General features: G+C 65.8%; 8 protein-coding genes and 1 pseudogene. 5 read left to right on the forward strand and 4 right to left on the reverse strand.

Annotation, left to right across the window (positions count from 1 at the left end):
- Positions 1-11: 11 nt before the first annotated feature.
- Positions 12-1,793, reverse strand: a complete 1,782-nt coding sequence (locus KK483_RS30805) for a 3-hydroxyacyl-CoA dehydrogenase family protein (RefSeq protein ID WP_262008490.1) — start codon at positions 1,791-1,793, stop codon at positions 12-14.
- Positions 1,794-2,170: 377 nt separating this feature from the next.
- Between KK483_RS30805 and KK483_RS30810 the strand changes: the two genes are divergently transcribed.
- Complete coding sequence (locus KK483_RS30810; protein ID WP_262009756.1) at positions 2,171-2,755, forward strand: HEAT repeat domain-containing protein; 585 nt, start codon at positions 2,171-2,173, stop codon at positions 2,753-2,755.
- A gap of 4 nt (positions 2,756-2,759) precedes the next feature.
- On the opposite strand, the gene KK483_RS30815 is transcribed toward KK483_RS30810, so the two are convergent.
- Positions 2,760-4,373 carry an alpha/beta hydrolase gene (locus tag KK483_RS30815; protein WP_262008491.1) on the reverse strand — a complete coding sequence of 538 codons (1,614 nt, stop codon included), beginning with the start codon at positions 4,371-4,373 and terminating at the stop codon, positions 2,760-2,762.
- A 165-nt stretch (positions 4,374-4,538) separates the two neighbouring features.
- Positions 4,539-5,630, reverse strand: a complete 1,092-nt coding sequence (locus KK483_RS30820; protein WP_262008492.1) for an Rv2578c family radical SAM protein — start codon at positions 5,628-5,630, stop codon at positions 4,539-4,541.
- Between the two features lie 136 nt (positions 5,631-5,766).
- On the opposite strand from KK483_RS30820, the gene KK483_RS30825 reads away from it, so the two are divergent.
- Positions 5,767-6,210: an SRPBCC family protein gene (locus KK483_RS30825; RefSeq protein ID WP_262008493.1), complete on the forward strand. Its 444-nt coding sequence runs from the start codon at positions 5,767-5,769 to the stop codon at positions 6,208-6,210.
- 352 nt (positions 6,211-6,562) lie between these two features.
- The gene (locus KK483_RS30830) at positions 6,563-9,103 is read left to right on the forward strand and encodes an MFS transporter (RefSeq protein ID WP_262009757.1); all 2,541 of its coding nucleotides are present in this window, start codon (positions 6,563-6,565) and stop codon (positions 9,101-9,103) included.
- A gap of 302 nt (positions 9,104-9,405) precedes the next feature.
- Here the strand turns inward: KK483_RS30830 and KK483_RS30835 are convergent.
- A pseudogene (locus tag KK483_RS30835) lies at positions 9,406-9,937 on the reverse strand (transposase); the annotation flags it as partial.
- 1,398 nt (positions 9,938-11,335) lie between these two features.
- Here KK483_RS30835 and KK483_RS30840 point away from each other — a divergent pair.
- Both KK483_RS30840 and KK483_RS30845 read left to right on the forward strand, forming a co-directional pair.
- Complete coding sequence (locus KK483_RS30840; protein ID WP_262008494.1) at positions 11,336-11,992, forward strand: hypothetical protein; 657 nt, start codon at positions 11,336-11,338, stop codon at positions 11,990-11,992.
- Between the two features lie 1,288 nt (positions 11,993-13,280).
- Complete coding sequence (locus tag KK483_RS30845; protein ID WP_262008495.1) at positions 13,281-18,416, forward strand: alpha/beta hydrolase family protein; 5,136 nt, start codon at positions 13,281-13,283, stop codon at positions 18,414-18,416.
- The last annotated feature ends 184 nt before the right edge of the window (positions 18,417-18,600 follow it).

An 18,600-nucleotide genomic window follows, 5' to 3' on the forward strand; every position in this document is an offset into this window, starting at 1 on the left:
GCCCCTGCGGCTCAGCGGCGGGCATATTCCCGGAAGCCGCGCCCCGTCTTGCGGCCGAGGCAGCCCGCGGCCACCAGGTGTTCGAGCAGGGGCGCGGGGGCCAGGCCCGGGTCGCGGAACTCGCGGTGGAGCACCTTCTCGATGGCGAGCGAGACATCGAGCCCGACGACGTCGAGGAGTTCGAAGGGCCCCATCGGATAGCCGCCGCCCAGCTTCATCGCGGCGTCGATGTCGTCGAGCGAGGCGTAGTGCTCCTCCACCATCTTGATCGCGTTGTTGAGGTACGGGAACAGCAGCGCGTTGACGATGAAGCCGGCGCGGTCGCCGCAGTCCACCGGGTGCTTCCTGATCCTCGTGGTGACCCCGCGGACCGTCGCGTGGACGTCGTCCGAGGTCAGGACCGTGCGGACGACCTCGACCAGCTTCATCGCCGGGGCCGGGTTGAAGAAGTGCATCCCGATGACGTCCTGCGGCCGCGAGGTGGCGCGGGCGCAGGCGACGACCGGCAGCGAGGAGGTCGTGGTGGCGAGCACCGCGCCCGGCTTGCAGATCTTGTCGAGCGTGGCGAACAGCTGCTGCTTGACCTCCAGGTCCTCGGCGACCGCCTCCACCGCCAGATCGACGTCGGAGAGGCTGTCCAGCGTGCCGGCCGGGGTGATCCGGGCCAGCGCCTCCGCCATCGCCTCGGCGGTCAGCCGGCCTTTGTCGACAGAGCGCGAAAGCGACTTGGCGATACGGGACTTGGCCGTCTCGGCCTTCTCCTGGCTGCGGGCGGCGAGGACGACGTCGTAGCCGGCCTTCGCGAAGACCTCCGCGATACCGCTCGCCATCGTGCCGGACCCGGCGACGCCGACCGCGCTCACCGGACGTCCGCCGGTGCTCTGCGCGGCCTCCAGCGGCGTCAGCGCGTCGCGCACCACCGCGCCGCTGTCCGGCGCCTCGTACGTGTAGAAGCCGCGGCCCGACTTGCGGCCGGTCAGACCCGCCTCGCTGAGCTGCTTCAGGATCGGCGCGGGCGCGTGCAGCCGGTCCCGGGACTCGGCGTACATGGCGTCGAGGACGGTACGGGCCGTGTCGATGCCGATCAGGTCGAGCAGCGCCAGCGGGCCCATGGGCAGCCCGCAGCCGAGCTTCATCGCGGCGTCGATGTCCTCGCGGGACGCGTATTTCGCCTCGTACATCGCGGCGGCCTGGTTGAGGTAGCCGAAGAGCAGCCCGTCCGCGACGAAGCCGGGCCGGTCGCCGACCGCGACGGGCTCCTTGCCCAGGTCGCGGGCGAGCGCGGTGACGGCCTGCACCGCCTGCGGGGCGGTCAGCACGGACGAGACGACCTCGACCAGCTTCATCGCCGGGGCCGGGTTGAAGAAGTGCAGGCCGAGCACGCGCTCGGGGTGCGCCGAGTCGGCCGCGAGGCGGGTCACGGAGAGGGCGTTGGTGCCGGTCGCGAGGATCGCGTCCGGCCGGACGACGGCGTCGAGCTCGCGGATGACCTGCTGCTTCGTCTCGTACGACTCGGGCACGACCTCGATCACGAGGTCGGCGTCGGCGGCCGCCTGGAGATCCGAGAAGGTGCGGAAGCGGGCGAGAACGTTCCGGCGCTCCTCCTCGGTGATGCGCTCACGCTCGACGGCGCGCGCCGTGGCGGCTTCGAGGGTGGTGACGGCGTGCCGGGCGGCCGCCTCGCTGATGTCGATGCCGATGACCTCGCGGCCGGCGCGGGCGAGCACCTCGGCGATACCGGTGCCCATCGTGCCGAGGCCGACGACGGCGATGGTGGAGAGAGGGATGTCCATCACGGGACTCCAGGAATGAGTGACGACTGAGGGAGGGCGCACGTCGCAAGGGGCGCGGAGACGCGCGGCAGAGCGCGGGATTGCGCGTGATGCGGCGGAGGTACGTGTCGCGGTGAGGCGCGCGGCGGTGCGCGCCCTGGGGGCGACGGACTCTGTCCCGGAGTCGCGTCGTACAGAAGTGCCGAACCGACTGGCCGTCCCATGGCCATGCGGCATGGGCGCTGCCCCCGGGCGGCTGCGTCACCAGGCCGCCGAGAGCTGTGCGGGTGTGGCCCGCTCACATGAGGTTAACCGGTGAGTAATGAGCGCGCCAGCCCTGCGCGGATGTGATCTGCGCCGCGCACGGCTCCTCTACGCTGCTCGGCATGGACCTCGGCATGGACGCGGATCTGCTCGACCTCGCCCGGCGCACCGCAGCGGAGCTGACCGGTCCCGCCGACGAGGAACTGCACCGCCGGCTCACCGCCACCGCGGACCCCGACACACTGGCCGCCGTGCTCACCGAGTCCGAACGCCCCTTATGGGCACGGGAGATCGCCGCCTTCCGGCTCGGCTGCGCCGGGGACCGGCGCGCCTTCGAACCGCTCGTGCTGCTGCTCAACCACCGCGACCCCGAGCGCTGCGTCTCCGCCTCGTACGCCCTGAGGCGCCTCGGCGACCCGCGCACCCCGCGGGCCGCCGCCGCGCTCGCCACCAATGAGCTGCGCGTCGCCTACGCACTGCTTCCGGTGCGGCTCCTCACCGCCCTGCGCGCCCCCGAATCGGCTCCGGCGCTGATCACCACCCTGGAGCGGCGGCTGGCACCGGGCGATCCCCACTGGCGCCTCGCCCTCGCCTGCGTCGAGGGTCTCGGCTCGCTCGCCGACGACCGCGCCCGCCCGGTCCTGGAGGCGGCCCGGTCCCACCCCCGCCTGTCCGCCGCCGCATCCGCCGCCCTGAGCCGCCTCTCCCGCGTTCCGTGACCCCTCAGGGCCGTCCGTTCCGGTGGCCGAGCACCGTGTGCAGCGCCGCCCCGGCACGCTCCTGGTCCCTCAGGGCGGCGCGGGCCGCGGCCTTGAGGGGCTTCGGCTCGGGGGACGCCGCGCAGGCCGCGTCCGCCTCGCCGCCGCCCGCCGCCCGCGGGACCCTGCCGGTGGCCAGATAGTCCGTCAGATAGCGGTCCAGGCAGGCGTTCCCGGCGAGGGTGACCGCATGGTTCGCGCCGCCCTGCTCCACGACGAGACTGGAGCCGTGCAGCTTGTGGTGGACGGCGACGGCCCCCGCGTACGGGGTGGCCGCGTCGTCCGTCGCCTGGAGGACGAGGACCGGGGGCAGCGCGACGTTGGTGACGTCCACCGGGGCGAGCGGCGCCACCGGCCAGGTGGCGCAGGGGGCGTTGTACCAGGCGTTGTTCCACGTGGAGAAGGGCGCCTTGGCGTGCATCGTCCAGTTGTCCCTGCGCCAGACGCCCCAGTCGCGGGGCCACGCGGCGTCCCGGCACTGCACCGCGGTGTAGACGGAGTAGCTGTTGTCGCCTGCCGCGTCGACCGCACCGAAGTTCTCGTGCGCCTCCACCAGCGGGGCGCTGTCCTTGCGGTTGACGTACGCGGCGAACGCCTCGGCCAGATACGGCCAGAAGCCGTTGTAGTAGCCGCCCGGCATGAAGGTGTTCTCCAGCTCGCCGGGGCCGACCTTGCCGCCCGCCGGCTCCCGGCGCAGCGCCTCGCGCATCACGTACCAGGCGGCCTCGACCCGCGCCGGGTCGCTGCCCAGCCGGTACGTCGCGTCGTGCCGGGCCACCCATGCGGCGAACGCCTTGTGGCGGGCGTCGAACCCCAGGTCCTGGTCGAGGTTGTCGCCGTACCAGACGCCGCGCGGATCCACGACGGAATCGAGCACCGCGCGCCGCACCCGGTGCGGGAAGAGCTTGGCGTACACGGCCCCCAGATAGGTGCCGTACGAATATCCGAGGTAGCTGATCTGCTCCGCGCCGAGGGACTGCCGGATCAGGTCCATGTCCTTCGCCGTGCTCGGGGTGTTGATGTGGGGGAGCACATCGGCGTGCCTGGCCTTGCAGCCCCGGGTGAACGCCGAGGCCCGCGCCAGGTTCGCGGCCTCCTCCGCCCTGCCGTGCGGCACCGAGTCGGGGCGTACGGGCGCGAAATGGCCCGGCTTGCAGTTGAGCGCGGGCTTCGAGGCGCCCACACCGCGCGGGTCGAAGCCGACGATGTCGTACTGTGCGGCGACCTTCGCGGGCAGCGAGGCCGCCACGAACCCGGCGAGCTTCCGTCCGCTTGCGCCCGGACCGCCCGGGTTGACCAGCAGCGGACCCTGGAACGTCTTCGCGGTGTGCCGCACCCGGGACAGCGCGAGCGTGATCCGCCGGCCGCCGGGGTTCGCGTGGTCCAGCGGCACCGTCAGCTCGGAGCACTCCAGCCGCGGGTACTCCTCCGTGGCACAGCGGGTCCACTTCGGCGCGCCCGCCCCGGCTCCTGCGCCGGAGCCCGCCTCGGTCCCCGCGGTCGCCGTGGAGGGCGCGCCGGCGACCAGCCCGGTCACCGCCGCTCCGACGGCGAGCAGCGCTCCTGTGCGTCTGTACATGCATGGCCTCCCGTGATGGCGGGGCGCGGCCCGGGCGGCGCAGCCCCGGGGCAGCGTTCCCGGAATCCCCACCGGAGGGACACCTTTGATCCAGACTTGACCCGTTTGCTGACGGCGCAGTGCGCGCGGAGCACGGTGAAGCGGGTGCGGGGCAGTGGTCGCGGCTCAGAGCAGGGTGAGCTGGGTGGCGCCGGGCTCCGCGAGCACTGGCTCCGCGAGTACCGGGTCCGCGAGCACCTGCTCCTCGCGTGCCGGGATCCGCCGTGGGGTGCCGCGCTGCGCCGGGCCGATCCCGAACTCCGTGGCGAGCTCGTGCACATAGCGTGTGATGCGGCGCTGGTACCACTTCGGCGCGTACGCCCCCTCCGCGTACAACCGCTCGTACCGGCGCACCAGATGCGGATGCTCCCGGCCGAGCCAGGCCATGAACCATTCGCGCGCCCCGGGCCGCAGATGCAGTACGAGCGGTGTCACGGAGGTCGCCCCGGCCGCCGCGATGGCCCGTACGGTCGCTCGCAGCTGGTCCGGGTGGTCGCCGAGGAAGGGGATGACCGGCGCCATCAGCACCCCGCAGCCGATGCCGTGGTCCGTCAGGGTCCGTACGACGTCGAGGCGCCGCTCGGGCGACGGAGTGCCCGGCTCCACCGTGCGCCACAGCTCCCGGTCCGTGAAGCCGACCGAGACGGATATGCCGACGTCCGTGACCGCCGCCGCCTGCCGCAGCAGCTCCAGGTCGCGCAGGATCAGCGTGCCCTTGGTGAGGATCGAGAACGGGTTCGCGTGGTCGCGCAGCGCCCCGATGATCCCCGGCATCAGCCCGTAGCGGCCCTCGGCGCGCTGGTAGCAGTCGACGTTCGTGCCCATCGCGACGTGTGCGCCCTGCCAGCGGCGGGAGGCCAGCTGGCGGCGGAGCAGCTCGGGGGCGTTGATCTTGACGACGATCTGGGTGTCGAAGCCGATCCCGGTGTCGAGGTCCAGATAGCCGTGGGTCTTGCGGGCGAAGCAGTACACGCAGGCGTGGGTGCAGCCTCGGTAGGGGTTGACCGTCCATTCGAACGGCATCCGCGAGGCCCCTGGCACGCGGTTCAGGATCGAACGGGCACGGACCTCATGGAAGGTGATGCCCCGGAACTCCGGGGTGTCGAACGTCCGGGTGGTCACCGCGTCCGTGCCGAAGAGCGCGATGTCCCCGGGTACGGCCGGGCTCTCGGTGGCCGTGGCGTTCCTGCCGTTCTCGGCGAGATTGTCCCAGCGCATGGGCGCCTCCTCGGTAGCACTGAACCAGAGAATAGAACACTTGTTCCCTTGATCGCTGCAACTTCGAATTTGGGGCGGCCGTGCGGGAGGTGATTGGCTTGGGCCACCGCAGGAACCGAGTGCTGAAGGAGAAGCAATGGCGCAGGTCGAGTCCACGACGGAGCGGATCATCGCGGCGGACGCGGAGACCGTGTTCGACGCGCTGGCCGATTACAAGGACACCCGCGCGAAGCTTCTGCCCGGGCAGTTCAGCGAGTACCAGGTGCGCGAGGGCGGCGACGGCGAGGGCACCCTCGTCCACTGGAAGCTCCAGGCCACCAGCAAGCGCGTCCGTGACTGCCTCCTGGAGGTGACCGAGCCGACCGACGGGCAGCTCGTCGAGAAGGACCGCAACTCCTCCATGGTCACCACCTGGACCGTCACGCCCGCCGGGGAGGGCCGCTCCAAGGCCGTCGTCACCTCCGTCTGGAACGGCGCCGGCGGCATCGGCGGCTTCTTCGAGCGGACCTTCGCCCCCAAGGGCCTCGCCCGGATCTACGACGAGGTGCTCGCCGGGCTCGCCGCCGAGGTCGAGAAGTAGCCCCGGCGCACGATCCCCGGCGCGTCATCGGCGACGCGTAGACCCCGGCGCACACCCCGGCGCAACCTGGGACGCCCCGGCGCACTCCGGGGCGTCCCGGTGGTGCCCCCCGTGGATCGCTGCAAGGGTCACCGATTCGAGTGGTTTTCCCCACGGCTCTCCGGTGTGCCCCGGCCCGCCCGGAGCGCCGGAGAGCCGCGGGAAAGCTCCTGATGAGCGCCCGGAGTGCGCCCCCGTGAGCCGCCTCCGCCCGCCCGTCGCACACCGCTTCCCCAGTAACGTCCCGCTTGCTCCGTCTTGGCGCGCAATGCGAAGAATGACGCCGCGTAGCCGCGACGAAGGGGAGCAGTACGTGGGTGGGATCACGCTGGTGGAGGACGGACAGGCCGACGGGGCGGCGGCCGGAGTCCGGGACCACGGACCTGCCCCGGCGGCCGGAGCCGGCCGCCCGCCGTCGGGCGGCAAGGGCACGGGTACCGGCACCGGCATCGGCGCCGATGGCGCACCGGAGCTGAGCCCCCGTCAGGTGCGCCTCGTCTTCTTCGGACTGATGCTCGCGCTGCTGCTCGCCGCGCTGGAGCAGATGATCGTCGCCACCGCCCTGCCGAAGATCGTCGGCGAACTCCAGGGTCTGGACCGGATGTCCTGGGCGATCACCGCCTATCTCCTCACCGCCACCATCGGGCTGCCCGTCTACGGAAAGCTCGGCGATCTCTACGGCCGCAAGGGCGTCTTCCAGTTCGCCATCGTCGTCTTCGTCATCGGCTCCGCGCTCGCGGGCTGGTCCCGCACGATGGACCAGCTCATCGCCTTCCGCGCGATCCAGGGCATCGGCGCGGGCGGCCTCATGATCGGCGTACAGGCCATCATCGCGGACATCGTCCCGGCCAGGGAACGCGGCCGTTTCATGGGGCTCATCGGCGCCGCCTTCGGCCTCGCGTCGGTCGCCGGACCGCTGCTGGGCGGCTTCTTCACCGACCATGTCTCCTGGCGCTGGTGCTTCTACTTCAACGTGCCGTTCGGCCTCGTCACGCTCGCGGTCGTCGCGGCCGTCCTCAAACTTCCCAAGCCGGTCACCCGCGCCCGCTTCGACGTGCTCGGCGCGCTCCTGCTCACCGCTGCGTCCACCTGCCTGGTGCTGCTGACCAGCTGGGGCGGCACCGAGTACGCCTGGGGCTCACGCGTCATCCTCGGGCTCGCCGCCGGCGCCGCCGGAACGGCCCTGCTCTTCCTGGTCGTCGAGCACTACGCGCCCGAACCGGTCATCCCCCTGCGGCTCTTCCGCGACCCGGTCTTCACCATCACGGGCCTCGTCGGCGCCGTCGTCGGAGTCGCGCTCTTCGGCGCGGCCAGCTATCTGCCCACTTTCCTTCAGATGGTCGACGGAGCCAGCGCCACCGAGTCGGGCCTGCTGATGCTCCCCATGATGGGCGGCATCGTCGTGGCCTCCATCGTCTCGGGACAGCTCATCAGCCGCACCGGCCACTACAAGGTCTATCCGGTGCTCGGCAGCGCGGTCTCGGCCGCCGGCATGTGGCTGCTGTCCGGGCTGGAGACCGACACCTCCCGGTTCGAGTACTCGGTCTGGCAGGCGATCCTCGGTATCGGCATCGGCCTCGTCATGCCGGTCCTCATCCTCGCGGTGCAGAACTCCGTGCCGCCCACCGACCTCGGCACCGCCACCAGTGCCAACAACTACTTCCGGCAGATCGGCGGCAGCGTCGGCGCCGCCGTCTTCGGCACCCTCTTCGCCGACCGGCTCGCCGACGCCCTCGCCGACCGCCTCCCGGCCGCCTCCGGAGCCGCGTCCGGAGCCGCGTCGGGAGGCGCGTCCGGCAGCCTGCCCGAAGGTCTGCCCGATCCGGAATCCATCACCCCGCAGCTCGTCCACGCCCTGCCGCCCGCCCTGCGCGACGGCTACATCCAGGCGTACGCCGACGCGATGCCGCGGATCTTCCTCTACCTCGTGCCGGTGCTCGTCCTCGGCCTCGTCCTCGCCTTCTTCCTCAAGGAGAAACCGCTGGTGTCCATGAACGCCCCCGCCTCCGCCGAGCCCACGTCCGTACCGAACGCCCGCACCGCGACCCCGGCCTTCGGGTCGGGGTCGGGGTCCGGGGCCGGTCCCGCGCACGTCGCCGGTGTACCCGTCTGCGGCACCGTCCAGCACCCCGACGGCAGCCGTGTGCCGCGCGCCGCGCTCACCCTCATCGACGTCCACGGCCGGCAGGTCGGGCGGGGCGCCAGTGGCGAGGACGGCCGGTACGCGCTGAGCGTGCCCGGTTCCGGTTCGTACGTCCTCATCGCCGCCGCGGGCGGTCATCAGCCGCAGGCGGTCTCGGTGACCGTCGGCGAGCGGCCCGTCGATCTCGACGTCGTGCTCGGCGGTGCCGGACGGCTCGCCGGGAGCGTCACCACCGCCGACGGCAGCCCGGTGCGGGACGCCGCCGTGACCCTGACCGACGTACGCGGCGAAGTCGTCGCCGGCACGCGCAGCGGACGGGAGGGCGGGTACGTCATCGGCGAGCTGGTGGCGGGGGAGTACACCCTCGCCGCGAGCGCCCCCGCCTTCCGCCCCGCCGCGCTCCCCGTGAGCGTCCAGTCGTCCCGCGAGACCCGGCAGGACATCGAACTCGCGGGCGGCGCCGTGCTGCGCGGCACCGTACGGGCCGGGGGCGGACGGCCCGTCGAGGACGCGCGCGTGACCCTGCTCGACGCGGCGGGCAATGTCGTCGACACCCTCACCACCGGTCCCGACGGGACCTTCCGCTTCGTCGACTTGTCGTCGGGCGAGTACACGGTGATCGCCGCGGGTTACCCGCCGGTCGCCACGGTGTTGCAGGTCGCGGGCGGCGGACGCACGGAACGCGATCTCCAACTGGGCCACGAGGACTGATCCTTCACCGTCCGGGGGCGGTCGCGTGCGAGCCCGCGCCACCATGTGGGCCCTGGGGTGGACCCCGCTTCACACCGGTCCGAACGGGACTGCGCGGCTACGTACGCAGCCACGAAAGCCGAGGCCGAAGCAGGGTCCGTGCAGCCAGGCCGGCTGTCAGCGGCCCTTGGGGCACCGAAGTAGGCCCGCCACGCGCCCAGGCCCGCGTCAAGCCTCATCAGACGTGAGCCTTCTGAGAATGCGGCAGCGGTGCTGAGGCTGACAACCGGCTGAGCCCTGCTGAGGTCCCTCCTCCGCTGTGCCGTTCCGTCGCGGAGCATGGCAAAGAGGACTTCGGCTCGGCGTCTGGCGGCAGAGGAGGGCTTGGGTGCGGCGCTTGCCCTGGGTGATCTTCTTGTCGCAGTAGGTGTGGGATGCCGGGTCGGCCATGGCGGTGAACGCGGAGAGGGAGAAGGCTCGTTTGAGCTGCTTGTTTCCGTGCCGAGAGGGTTGTTCGCGACGGATTGAGGAGCCCGAGCTCCAGGTTGTCGGGGCAAGGCTTGCGTAGGCAGCGAGGTGTGCGGCGGGGGGAAGGCTGCTGCCGTCACCGACGTCCATGAGGATCCTCGCTCCGGTCCTGACTCCGATCCCTGGGATGGCTGTCGGACCTTGGAAAGAGGGTGCGACTCCAGCAGTTCCTCGATCCTGGCGGCGAGGAGCTTGCGCCGGCCGAGGGCGGCCGTCAGCGAGCCGGCGAGGCTCGGGACGATCAGTGCGGCCGCATCTGTGCCGGGGACGACGACGGTCTGTGCGTTGAGCGGTGAGGATGTTCTCGACCAGTCGCTCGGCCATTCCCCGGCGCCTTCGGCGTGTCGGCGCTGGAGCAGAACGTCGCCTCGTTCCGTCACGAGAAGCGCTGGAGCGGTGGGGAAATCATCGAGACGGGCCGGCGGTCCGAGCACTGCCTGCCCTGGACGGCGCCGTGTGAAGCACGCCATCCTCGCCGCCGCGCACGGTGATGGCGACGATTGAGATCAGTACGAGCGGTTCGCGGCCCCCTACGGCCGTCGGACTCGCAGACAACCGGCATCGCGGTCTCACAACCGGCCACCACATCCCTGATCGTGCCTGCACCGACTCACTTCCGACGCCCGGCCGAGCCATTGGATCCGGCCCGGCTCCCAGGTCGAGGCGTCGTTTACCTTCAATCCTGAGTACGAGTTCCGGCTGCCCCGGGCTGCCCACTACCGTCGACTGCGTCCGTGACGGCAGGCGGCCGGCCCCTGTCCCACTGCCTGACTGTTGCCGCCGGCCAGCGGCCGGACCGCGGCACGCATTGACCCGCGCTAGAAGTCCCTCGAGTTGGAGGATGCTTCTGGAGTGTGTGCCGGCCACGAAGACGTCCGACTCGGCTTCCAACCTTGGTCTTGTTTGCGTCATGCCAGGGGTGATCTCTTGTGGGGCCCTTGCTCGGTGAGATGGGAGGAATGGGGCTTGTTGACACATATCGATCGTCGTGTCACGCTTCGGCTCAATGGTGGCTTCTCACGTCGCACAAGCCGTGACAGTCGAGTCAGGATGCTCGGCGCCTCACCGAGAGCGGCCCGACAACAAGCGGCATTCTGAGCTCTTCTCATCACGGCGCTGGTGGTCGGCGACGAACTGGAGGGGTTCACCAGAGCGTCTCCCTGGCGAAATATTCAATCGCCCGGCGCAGGACCGCAGTGGCGGGTTCCGCCTCCACCGAGTTCGGGGCTTCGGCCCGCGGTGCCCGACCGTGCGGGAACCCAGGTGCTGGCCGTACGCCCCCTGTCCGGGTCCGCAGCACGCCCGCATTCGCTGTTTCCGTGCGACCGGCGATTGCTTCCATCGTCATTTCGCGCCCTTCTTCCATCGCGGATATCCCATCACTGTCGCCATCACCCTCGGTGCGACACCGCCCTTGACTCGGCACGGGCCGTCCCTAGCACAGGAACACAATTGCCGCGGCCTCCACAGCCAACTTGGATCACCGTGTCCTCCCATCTGCTTGGACCCGGGTAGGAAGCCACGGCGAGGCCTCCGGTTCCATCCGGATCCTCATGCATCCCGTGGAGAAGAATTCCATACATCCCCAACAGACCGCACCTACACCCCCTCCGGCCGCCGGCCGCTTCATCACCGATAACACCGAACACCTGGGCATGCCCGCTCATGGCGAATGTGATACTCGGCGTGGGAATGGCACAGCCCCACACATAGACAGAGGTTGGTGTGAAGAAGATGCCTGCTCAACACCTCCGACTCAAGCAGCCCGCTCACCACCCTTACAGCCCGAGAGCAGATCGAAAGACTCGTCAGCTCGACGCTCACGAGAAAGATCTACGACAACAGATATACGAAGCAATGCGGCGAAAAAATACAGCCTTTGAGTTGCCGTTGCCGACCATGAACAAGGAAACAGACGCATACATCGCAACTTCTGCCGACGAATCGACCGTGTTGACAGGCTGGCTCCGCGAGCACGGCCTTCCAAATGATCCCTCCCAGGTACGCCCTGGTGGGACGCTATGGATCATCGGACACGACTACGAGATCCGCGACGGCACCCTTGCGATCCGCCTGATCCGTCAACGGGGATTCAATCCACAAAACACGGCCCGCGTGGTGCTCATCGTCTGCAGCAGCGCGGCAGTAGGCATCTACGGAAAAGGCAGCACTGCGCAGAACATCGCCACCGGCCTCGGTGTTCCCGTCTACGGCTCCAGCATTCCGGTGTCGATGTTTTCCGACCATCCCATGATGGTCGATGACGAAGACGAATCCACCTCCTGGAGCCGGGCCGGGGCTATGTCCCGTGCACTGAGTCTCCACGGGACGTTTCATCTCTTCCCGCCGAACCCACCCCGCCTCCCCGTACTCGGCAACTGAATCCGACCCCCCGATCGTGAGAAGCCCAGAGCCACCCCGGCCCACTCGAAGGCCACGGGGATCGGACTCACAGCCACCGTCGGCCTCGTGACCGGCGCCATCGTTCTGGTCATGGCGGAAGTACGGCCGCCTCAGTGCCGACCTGAATGACTCTCCCTGCTCCGACTCCGGCCCAAGCTGCTCCCTTGCCACTGCTGCCCAGGTACGTCCGCAGAGTGCCCGGACTGCGTTGAGCACTGCCACGAGAGTCAAAAGCCCGAAGCGGACGGGGCGTGAGCGGTGGTCAGGTGCAGGTCGGGATCTGTGATGATGCTTGTGACCACTGATGTGCAGAATACGGCGGACTATCCCGCGGCGGGATAGCGCTGTGGCCGGCAGGAAAAAAATACCGCTGAGCTGACCACCTCATGGGGTTCGTGCTGGTAAATGCCGCGAGCCGAACCGGCGGTAGAGAAGGGGCGGTCACTGCGCCATCGGCTGTGAGGGACCTGCACCGAGCATGAGCCCATTGAGCACTGCCGGACCGGCCAGAGTGTCTGGCCGAACGGGCTGGCGGCCATGCCACTGGGTGGGCCAGGGCAGACGCACGAGCCCTATCGCGATTCCGGCACGAGCAACACTCCTGGCCAAGGATGTGGCCAGATGCATCGGCCGCCTTTACACCATCAGTTGGATGATGCATGCCCGGACGATCATGCAGTGCACAGAGTCGCGATCGCGTCTGGAACGTCAGCCCATCACAAACAGGCATCAACAGGTCCCTGACACCGCGGCCGCAGATCTCGGTGACTCTTCACGGCCAGTACTCGGCTCCCTTTCGCAAAACGTCCGCGTAGGCAGAGGTGGTCGAGTAGACCGGGACTGCCATGCGGACCCGTATGCCGAACGGTGTCGCCAGGCAGGGCTACGCCCACCGGTCCTACATCGGTACTCACAGCCCTGGACCACCTGCCATGGTGAGAGTCGGCCGTCATCCTCACCACCAGAGCCATGTACCTCACAGCGGAAATGACCGATGCTCTGCACTCAAGCGTGAAACCCAGTCCCTCGCTTCGCCGGCCGTCCGGCTTCCACAATGACTTGGCCTCCGACTCGAATGCAGCAGCAGCCATTCGATGTCACTCGAAGAGCCAAATGCAGCGTTTGCTGTACACACTTCGTCCAGGGCGGACTGCAGAGACGCGCGTAGTGACAGGACACCAGGGACCCGGACGGGGGTAAACCGCTCAACTGCGAAGACCCGAAACCGGCACGTCCAGACCGACGAGTAAAAGGCAAAGGTCCGTCCATGAAAGAGATATCGAAGAAACATTCGCCGAATTCGTCGCAGGCTCATGCGAGAGGCAGTGACGTACAGTCACAGCGGGCAGGTAATTCGGAAGATCAGTTCAATAGGGAGACGTTGGCGGCCGTATGGGCAGCGGAATGGGAACTCCGCGACGGGGAAGCAGCGCTGCCCTGGCGGAGTGCGGGGAGCGGGTTTCCTCCGCAGGGCCCGGAGTTTCCCGAGACGTACAGCAAAATGAATGTGCCGTTGGAACGCAACACAGAGGAGATGGAGGACGCCAGAATTCTGGCCGAGGAGGAAGCGGCTTGGCGCAACAGGGTGGACAGGGAGGATTCTGCGGTTTCGGGGGCTGGAGTCGGGACGAAGGTGACGCTGAATTTTGGTGTAGGGCCTGATGGAAAGCCAAGTTTGCTGGAAGTGGTGAACCTCGGAGGTGGGATATGTTGCACGGGGGTGGATGTACTGGACGTCCTGCGTGTGGCAGGGATCGATCCGGAGGGAGGGGGGTGGGGAATCCAGGAGTACGCCCGGAGTGAGAAGCAACGGACGGCGGCCCGGACGGACCAGCGGGCGAAGCAGAGTGCGGACCGCGGAAATTTTCCGAGTTATGTTGCGGGACTCTTGAAGCTGCTTACGACACAGCCTTTGGGTGAGAAGGGGTGGGGCGCATCATTCGACTCAGGTTCGGCCTTGGTCAGTTCGGTGGAGAAGCTTGTGCCTATTCCGCACGGGTGGACGCCGGGGAAGCAGTGGGAGCATAGTCGGGATAAGCAAACTAGACGTAATCTGCAGGTGCTGGAGAAGGTCGATCCGTCGTCACCGCACGGGGTGAGCGACAGTGGGTTGAGGATCATTATCGCCAATGCAGGCAGGAACGCATCGCGGGCTGACGTATTCCCTGGCGCTGCCGCGGAAGCCAAGAATGGTTCGGGCACTTGGGTCGTACTGTCGACGCCGGAGGGGGTGATTGAGGAACGAGAAAAGAAGCTTCAGCGCCCGGACGTCATGCTCGGCTATCAGTTGGCCATCGCTACGCACGTGCTCAGCGGCAGCTGGGCACCCGATAGGCACGAGCTGAAGATTGTGAACTCCTTGAAGGATATATTCTCTTTCGAGACGGATCAGGCTTCCCTCACCGAGTGGGCGGCTCTCGGCAACGATACGGCTGTGCGGGACTATCTCAAGATGGCAGGTCTTGATGCCGAGCGTCCCCTTCCTCATGTGCAGCGCGCGGTGATGAAGGCCGATCAGGTTGCAGAGAGCGTTCAGGGCGCAATCGCGGCGGGCGAGGATGAGGAGACGTGGAGGCCGGTCCTCGATTCTCTGTGGACACTGGGGGATGCCCGTGCAACGGCTGCCTCGATCACATTAGGCAAACTGGCGAAGGAAAGGGATCTTCCTGCTCTCAAGTCCCCTTCGGGAGGCGGAGCTAAGAATAGCCTGTGGACGCAGTACGAATTGAATGTTGATCCGCGCGAGATTACGAGCGCGATGGCGAACAACCCTCGTCAGACTGCGAGAGAATCTGTCGTTCATAATCTTCTCTCTTCGAAGAAGCCTTCTCCGATTTCACAGAAGAAATATCTCTGGGAAGGAATGGAGGCGGGATCAGCGCTTCTCGGTGCACTGAATAATTCGGGTGAAGTTGCCGATTCCATCCTTAAGGGCAGAGGTACTGGTGTAGCTGAGCGCGTCGCCGCTCGTCTAGCGGTGGAGGCTCTCACTGGAACCGTTAAGTTGGTTGTGAAGGGACTGACGGTAACTTACCGTATCGGCGGATATATAGGGAGTCGGATTGAGGCAGGGGAGAGGAATTTGGAGACCGCGCGGAAGAATATTCAGCACGGTCTCGCGCACCCCTTGGTGATAGTGGAGGGAGTCAGCGGTGCCGTTGCTGAGTCCATAAGGGAGGTCGTCGCTCCCGTGGCCAAAGAGGTCGCCAGCCAGTTCATACCAGGGTCGGAAAAGATTGTCGAAATCGTTGTGGACGTATCCCACAAAGCAGCAAGCGCCGCAGTTGCCGCACTTGATACTTCCGCTCTGCGGGCGGCGGCTGAAGCGAGCAATCTAAAGAAGGGGCTGGAAGTCCTGGACCAGTTGGAAGAGGTAGGGAGCCAGGTGAGCCGGTTCCGCAGCTACCATCGTGGAGCCAGGGGAACCTCCGAACCCGCTGCTCTCTATCGTGGTGGCAGCTTCGAGACCTGGGAAACAGGGAAGAAAAGACTTCCTCTCAGTAGATGGGAGGGTATCGAGGATTTTTCGGACGAGACCGAGAAATCCGAAGGTGCCGAAGAGGAGCGCGTGGCCACTCCCGCCAGAGACGAATTGGATGCTGTGCACAAGGAGAACTGGAGTCAATGCGTGGGCGACTGGATGTCGCTCAATAAGGAGAAACAGAATGCCGCCACTATTGTGATTGAATCGGTGAGGGCGATGGGCGGCACCGTATCGATGGAGGCGACGGGAGGGGAGGGGACTTTATTGCTCTATGATCCGGCGTTCAGCGAGCAGCGTGGGCGTGTGGCCCTGGCGGTCGGAGACATGTCCACGGCAGAATACGTCGCGATCCTGGTCCCGGGCATGGGCAGTTCGCTGAGAACCCTTCCCGAACTCGCCCGCCACGCACGTGATCTCCGCGATGAGTGTCTGCGGACCCGTCCCGGTGCCAGAGTCGCCATCGTGGCCTGGATGGGCTACAAGGCTCCCAGAAATTTCTGGCAGGGTGGCTGGAGGGTATTCACGGAGAAATCGGCCAAGGCAGGTGCTGAACTCCTCAGGGACGACGTGGATAAGTGGCGTCTGCAATGGCGGCAAAGCGCTGCCCGACGCAGCCAGAATCTGCCCGCCGAGCCGCGATTGACTATCTGTGGCATGAGCTATGGAAGTGTCGTAACAGGTCACGCTGCTGCGGGCGGAGCCGAGTCCGATAACCTTGTCCTTCTCGGTAGCCCCGGTACCGGTGCCGAGCATTCCAGGAACTTCAACACCAACAACATCTTCACTGCTGCTACCAGCTTGGATTTCGTCGGCCATTCCGGATGGTTCGGTAGAGATACGACGGACGTAGACTACGGTGATGCCACCGTCATGAAATCCGACTACAAGTGGAAATGGGGAAAGCATTTCAAAAACCTCGAAAAAGCACACACGACCTACTATGACCCTGGAACGGAATCCCTGGCCAACATTTCCCGCGTGGTAGTCGGAAAACCCGAGGAAGTGACAAAAGGTATCCCTAGGGCAACGGCCGAGATTCCTCTCGCCGATCCTCCCGAAAAATCCCTCGTGAAGACCAGGAGAAAGCGAGGTATAGCAGACCCCGTATTGACGGAGCTCTTTACTGGCAGAAAGATCACTATTAGTAGGGTCCCTCCCGAGTACACATCAGGAAAGTGGCGCCGTGATGACCGGCCTCCAGGGGAACTCGAAAACCTACAAGGTGCAGAAGATCTCCTTGACGTAATAGCCTCCGGACTGGGTGCCCCTGTGCCGAACCCGGTCAATAAGGAGGACAGGGGATTGACGGCGGATGAAGCAATCGCTCACCTAATGACCGAATCAGGCTACCCGGATTTCGATGACATAGGGGATTTCATCAAGAAAAAGGGGAGCGCGATTCGAGACCTGTTCAAGAACACTACGGACTTGAAGAGCCTCACGGCTGGTATGGCGAAAGCTCTAGAGGTAAAACCAACCACAGCAGCGTACTTGATAGCATATTACTTGGCTCATGCCCCCACCAGTCATTCGCAAATGCTGGAGAAGCATGGCGTGACAGCGGAATGGCTTCGGCATCGAGAAAATTTTGATAAATCATACAGCGACCTAGAGAAAGAAGGGCTACTTGAAGGGGTTAAGTTAAATAAATTCCAGGAACTACTCAAAGACGTTCCTGGAGTCCCGATGGCGGTACACCACGCAAGCATAGGCCTCGGATGGTTCAATAGACGGCTCCAAATGCAACAAACCGAGCTGAGCCTGAAGCTCCTGGGCTTGACGGGCTCGTCCGACAAGGAACGAACTGCTCGCATCATGCAGAAGTATGCGTTTGTTTCCACTGCGGTGAAAATGAATTATGCACTCAATTCGGCCTCCGAGGAATTCAAAACCATTTCGAAGATTGAGAGTGGAATCGAAAGAGAGGACACAAAAGATCGGGATGACTGGCAACAGGGCCACCTGGATAGAGTGAAGGATGACGGAACAAACCCCAGCAGATGGCTTGCCTATGGCGCCCTATCCGCTATCTATTGGGCGCACAATACTCTTGATAAGAGGTTCTCAGGTGCGGCATGGAGGCGCGATTTCTCACTTTCTCAAGAAGAAGGGGCTACGGTTGAGAACCTTGTCAGGGAAAGCTTCGCACATGAGGAAGCGGGCCAGTACATCACCCAAATGAAGAAGGCATTCCATCTTGAAAACCGGGACATTGCGAACGTCGTTCTCCCATTCGATGTCGCTCGACTTTACCAGGAGGAGGACAACGGCGAGTCGCTGCACACAAAGTGTAGATTGCTTTTTGATCGCATCAGGGCTGGAGTGCGAGCGAAACGGCAGCATGGTGCATCCGCTGTAAAGCCGGGCCGACTCAATATCTTTGCCGCAGGCCTCAAGGGGGAAGCCTTGGCGGACTACTACACTGAACTAGTATGGGCCAACGTGAATCAGGGCAGCGAAAAGACTGCTGATGGTCACCGGAGTTCAGAAACAGTCGATACTTCCACGGAATCTGGCCCCTCGGAGAAAGTGCCACCCGTGTCGGGTGTCGGCGAGAAGGCCGCACCAGCCGGACACCGGACGGTGGAAGTCGACATCACCAGGCTACGAAAGGGCCAATCGCACAAGGAGTACATCTCTTCCGAACTCTCCCTCCATGTTGATCGGTTTACGGTAAAGGATAAAAGCGGGAAGATATACGCAGACATTTGGTTGAAAAAGGATAGGAAGAGTTTTTCGATACACATGCATGATTATGCTGGCAAAGTCGGGATCAGGCTGTCCACGCTCACGAGAGCAGGGGAGGGGAAAAGTCAATACATACACCGGCATGGATACCATAGATTTCCGGAGTCGGGTACTGACCTCACTGCCGCCGATCTCGAGAACGTCGTTCTCCAAATAGCATATAACACATGAACAAAAGCGGAGTCTGGCGAGTGCCTTTGAAGCCTTACCTGCCTTTAGCGGCGCCTCGTCTCGCGTTCCGTGGTCTATGTCGGGGTGCGACTGCGTATACCTGGGGAGAGCGGAAACGCAAGTGTTCACTAAAACGGCCGTCATTATGTGCATTCTTCATGCTTGCGCAGGTGACAGCGCTGTG

Origin of the sequence: Streptomyces sp. FIT100 (genome assembly GCF_024584805.1) — a bacterium.
GTDB lineage: Bacteria > Actinomycetota > Actinomycetes > Streptomycetales > Streptomycetaceae > Streptomyces.

Excerpts from the sequence above, each read along its gene's own strand:
- KK483_RS30825 (WP_262008493.1), top strand. The coding sequence starts at position 5,767 with ATGGCGCAGGTCGAGTCCACGACGGAGCGGATCATCGCGGCGGACGCG.
- KK483_RS30845 (WP_262008495.1), top strand. The coding sequence starts at position 13,281 with ATGAAAGAGATATCGAAGAAACATTCGCCGAATTCGTCGCAGGCTCAT.
- KK483_RS30815 (WP_262008491.1), bottom strand. The coding sequence starts at position 4,373 with ATGTACAGACGCACAGGAGCGCTGCTCGCCGTCGGAGCGGCGGTGACC.
- KK483_RS30820 (WP_262008492.1), bottom strand. The coding sequence starts at position 5,630 with ATGCGCTGGGACAATCTCGCCGAGAACGGCAGGAACGCCACGGCCACC.
- KK483_RS30805 (WP_262008490.1), bottom strand. The coding sequence starts at position 1,793 with ATGGACATCCCTCTCTCCACCATCGCCGTCGTCGGCCTCGGCACGATG.
- KK483_RS30810 (WP_262009756.1), top strand. The coding sequence starts at position 2,171 with ATGGACGCGGATCTGCTCGACCTCGCCCGGCGCACCGCAGCGGAGCTG.